The 4,638-nt window shown below is 32.8% G+C and carries 5 protein-coding genes; all 5 read right to left on the bottom strand.

Going from position 1 to position 4,638, the window contains the following annotated elements:
- Window positions 1-134: 134 nt before the first annotated feature.
- Entirely contained in the window at window positions 135-599 is a 465-nt protein-coding gene (locus AC5LAX_RS03330; RefSeq protein WP_230586485.1) for a hypothetical protein, read from the bottom strand.
- A gap of 71 nt (window positions 600-670) precedes the next feature.
- Complete coding sequence (locus AC5LAX_RS03325) at window positions 671-1,141, bottom strand: hypothetical protein (RefSeq protein WP_493263633.1); 471 nt, start codon at window positions 1,139-1,141, stop codon at window positions 671-673.
- A 658-nt stretch (window positions 1,142-1,799) separates the two neighbouring features.
- Entirely contained in the window at window positions 1,800-2,078 is a 279-nt protein-coding gene (locus tag AC5LAX_RS03320) for a hypothetical protein (RefSeq protein WP_011203305.1), read from the bottom strand.
- Window positions 2,079-2,331: 253 nt separating this feature from the next.
- Window positions 2,332-2,919 carry a tyrosine-type recombinase/integrase gene (locus AC5LAX_RS03315; protein WP_011203304.1) on the bottom strand — a complete coding sequence of 196 codons (588 nt, stop codon included), beginning with the start codon at window positions 2,917-2,919 and terminating at the stop codon, window positions 2,332-2,334.
- A gap of 310 nt (window positions 2,920-3,229) precedes the next feature.
- Window positions 3,230-4,240 (bottom strand): DUF3871 family protein, encoded by a 1,011-nt coding sequence (locus AC5LAX_RS03310; protein ID WP_493263632.1) that lies wholly within the window; start codon window positions 4,238-4,240, stop codon window positions 3,230-3,232.
- Between the last annotated feature and the right edge of the window lie 398 nt (window positions 4,241-4,638).

Below are 4,638 nucleotides of genomic sequence, written 5' to 3'. Positions count from 1 at the left end.
ATTCCAAAATTAGAAGTTCCACCGTTATCCCATCTACCACGATTACCAATGTCTGCAAATAGATAAGTAGTATTGAGGAATAGCATGATAAAAAGCAATATGCACTTATTTAACTTGTTCATACTTAATACTATTTACATGTTGTGTGAATATCTTCTGTTTACTATTGCTTTGGCAATTTCATTGAAATATGTAGCAACCTCTTTATTGGCATAAAAAGCCCGATACTTCTTTTGTTTGCGTACACTTAAAGCCCTGTACTCCGCACCACTTATTCTATTTCCTTTATTATCGTACCAATAATCATCCCCATCAACATTGCCCAATTCTCCTTTAGAATCTGTTATGTTTCCAAAATCATCAGCTGAAAGTCTGTCTTTTTTCAATGCGTCCATATACCTTTCATACGCATTTCTAAATTCCTCACGTTTATATTCATTCCAATTCTTACTTGTAACATAGGATTGAACATTAGTTCCTAAATTGTGTATATATAATTCTTTGTCAATTTTGCGCATACCATATTTATATGAAAAATTGCCTTGAAATTCTTGGTTTACAGATAATCTGTTCATAAAAATATCACTGTCATTTCCCATATTTACACTATATATGGGAGCAAAGTATAAGGTAAGCAGTAGTAAAACAAAAGTTCTCATAATTTCAACAATTAGTAGTTAAAGTAAATAGTACCCAACGTTGTATGCTCTACTTTCCATTCAAAGTTATTCACTATAATTTCTTTGTCTAATAAAGCATTGACCCTAACGGCTCTGTTATTACAATCTCTCCAACTTTCTCTATATAAAGAACGGTCTAATACAGCCCGAACATAGATTTCAGTTTCTCCCGAATAAGATTCTCCTAAATTGATTTTGATTTTTGTTCTTTTGAGATTTTGTGAACTTGCATCAAAGAAGTATGCTCCTACAGTCTGATAGCTTTGTGTGGTAGAACGGTTAGGAGTAGAATATGAAGGCACATTCGGAAAATACCCGTTACTATTGCCACGGTTATGTTCGTTGCTACTGTTGTTATTGCTTTTGCCAACTATTACGGGTTTGTATTCAACTAATGGAAGTTGTGAATAAGCAATTGTTGGCAGTACTGTAAAAGCTAAAATTGAAATAATCTTTTTCATTGCTCACTAATATTGTACTTCCCAATTCCCCGAAGAAGTGGATATAAAATAAGGTGTGGGAACTATATTTGTCTTATCCTTAGATTAGGTCTTCGCAATACCTTTGGAATGGATAAAACAATAGCCCCACACCAAAAGGTATATAACTCATTTACAAGATGAATATATATCAAATGTGTGGGTGCTATTGCTATCATCTTCATTCCAAAATTAAAGTTGCGAAGTTTAATCTAAGAAGATAATCTCAATAACACCTTTCGTTAAATATGTCCTTTCAGCGCCTTAACACATTAAGACCTCTGAAATTGTTGCAAAGTTAGCAAAAGGTTTTGAATAGCTAAAGATAAAACACTGATAAATGCAGTTCTAAGTGTTCCAAAACATATCTGTAGTATAAGGTATTAGGCAATATTGCTCCCTGTTCTTTGTAACTTCATAAGCGGGTACTTTTTTTGAACGGGGACTATAAAAAGATTTCTTCCCTAAAAAAGTACCCGTAGATTCTGCGGATTGGAAAATGCAATTCTGTTAGAGATAATAAGGTATATAGATTTGTAGTCTAACTAAGTAATGAATGAAAGAAATATCTAATCTTCATAATAGGCATAAAAAAAGAGTTCACGTTTCCGCAAACTCTGATTTTGATATATGGATGAAATTACTCTGATTTTATTGCTTCTATGTTGCGTTTCAGAATCTTAAAATTTTCGTAGATAAAATATTTTTTCCCTTTTAATGTATTTGCGGTGAAAATAATAGGATGCATATCATCATTTGATACAGCATAGACAATATCTTCGTATTTCAATTTCAGAACAACAGAGCCTAAAACTTTTGAAACAAATAATTCTGCAATCTCTCCGTCTGTAGCACCATCAGTACCACACTGTATATTATTCCATAATATAACACTTCCTAAAGAGAACATATCTTCCATATCTATTGTGTTTTTAGTTAATTAGTCCACAAAATTAATGATTCATTTTCAATTATAGTGCCATTCGTGAGGATAAATTTGTTCCAAAATCGCACATACCATAAACTACAAGCCATATCATGCCTTTAAAAAAAGAGAATCTCCCACTCCGTTACGGAACTGGTTGCAATCCGCTAGAACTATCAGAATGTGACAAACTTTTCTATTTCTGTAAATGGTTCAGCTACTTCAAACTTTGTCACATTCCAACAGATTAGAAACTTAGACAATCATAAGTATTTAGTAGTTCTTCCTGCCTAAGTCCTAAATATCTTTTAGTTATGGTTACACTGGAATGATTAAACAGTTCCATAAGTTTAACTAAGGCAAGTTCTGAATTATCACTGTTCATATTATAAACTTGTCTGCCAAAGGTCTTCCTAAGGGAATGGCAACTGAAATTGCCTATATGTAGTTTGTACCTCTTTTTCACCTCTTTTAGTATCACATTGATTCTTTGGATAGTGAAAACAGTTCCTTTTTGGCTCACTAAAATAGGTGAGTTAATTCCTATTGGCTTTATCTGTTCATAACATTCTTTAATGTGCTGCCCAAGTTGGGCATTTATTCTAATAGTTCTCACCTTATTTGTCTTTTTCTCTATTACTGTAAATTCACTGGTATTTAATATCTGTTTCCATCTCAAAGTTAGAATATCAGATATTCTTAAACCAGTGAAACACCCCAAAGCTATAAGAAGTGAAATTTTGTAATTTCCATCTTTAGCCAATTTTCTTATTAAATTCATTGCATCAGACCAAACTAAATAATCTGCTGTAGTGCTTGAATACTTTAAACTCATAATGTTCTGTTTTATATGTAAATAAATAAAAGTGAATGTTTTACCACTACCAACATACTAGCCAATTAGTTAATGTGTTGATTTCTAGTAAAACATTCACTTTGTATATTAGTGAGTATTTATGATTGTATATAAATAAAGATGGATAAAATCAGTATCAGCAAAAATGGATTTATAATACCAATTATTATTAGTAACAGTACTACTAGTATGCCCCATAGTACTAGTTTTTCATTATCATTCATTTTGTAGTATTTTTAAGTTATTAAAAAGAAAGGACACCTAATAAATAGATGCCCTATTAGTTAGTTTAGCCCAAGAACCAAGAATATTTATTATCCAGTCCTTGTAATACATTGTTTAATCCAACACTTACCTCTGTAGCATTTACCCCACGTTGTAAATAGCTGTCTATGTAGCTATTTTTGTTTGATTGTGTGAGTAAATTATGAAAATCAAAAAGAGATATAGCATTATCTTTCACTCCAAACACTTCATTTGTGTAATAATCACGACACACACTATTTATTTGGCTGTCAGTGATTAAAAGTCTTGGTATTGCTTTCTGCCTTGCTGGTGAAAGTGCTTGATACATTCTCATTCTGCCTACCACTTGTGCAAACTGTGTTTCAGATAGATAAGTATCTGATAGTGTTTGCATCAAATGTATTTCTTTGGCTGCATTGAAGTTGTTAAACAATTCCAGTACATTTCTGTAAAGCTCATTGATATTGGTTACTTCCATGTTGAACCTCACACCCTCACCAGTAAGAATCTGATTAGAACAAATTTTCATTCTCCAACCTATAAAACAAGAAAATTTCTCCAAGCCTTTGGAAGAACGGTACAGATTCAAGTCACTGTAATTTCTTACCCCACCTATGCACAATTCAAGTTTTTGTCCTCTTATTGTTTCAAAAATAGTTGGAACAGTAAAAGCAAATGCAAGCCTTTGATAGAATTGTGTCTTTTCACATTCTAACAGTTCACTTGCTTTCTTGCCTAGTGCGGACGGTATTCTACCACGTACTATATGTGAAACTCTTATTTCTGGAAAGCTCACCTTTTCACCTGCATAGAATGTACTTGCAGCTTCATGCACACAAGAAATAAAGTCTTGGTGTGCAATGGTTAATTCTTGGTTTGCCCAAGTAGGCACAACACATTTGTTTGCAAGTTCTTCCAGTGTGATAGAATCTGTATTTGCTTCCAAGAAAGTAATGTTTGGCTTTGCAGTTTCTTCAATAATGGTTGCTTCTTCTGCAAACTCACCTAAATTTAAAGTTCTTTTCTCTGTTGGCATGATAACTAAATTATTCATATTGATAAAAGTTTAAATGATTAATAATTCTTTTTTATATCAATATACAGAGGGGGACTAAAGGGGTTGTGGGCACGCGCTACAGCCACTCTTATATATTTTAGGCTACAGTCAGAATAGGGAGGGGGATTTCTGTACTAAGTACCTTATATATCTGTTCTCTTGACTTTTAGCTAAACTGAATATGGGTGATTCTTTAATTATGTAGTCTTTTTAATGTCATTGGCTGTATGTGGCATATTATAAAGTATAGGCTATATAACTCTTATTAAAGTGGAAATTTTCAGAAAGTCAGAATTGGAAAAATGTACGTCTGTGGTTCTGCGCCAAAAATAAAAGCCGCAAGGGTTACTTACGGCTTGGCAATATATTAGGCAATGTAACCTCTTTCAAGGTCT

It is taken from the genome of Megamonas sp. (assembly GCF_986095205.1).
Note: the sequence above shows the minus strand (reverse complement) of the source record. Positions and strands in the feature narration are given on the sequence as shown.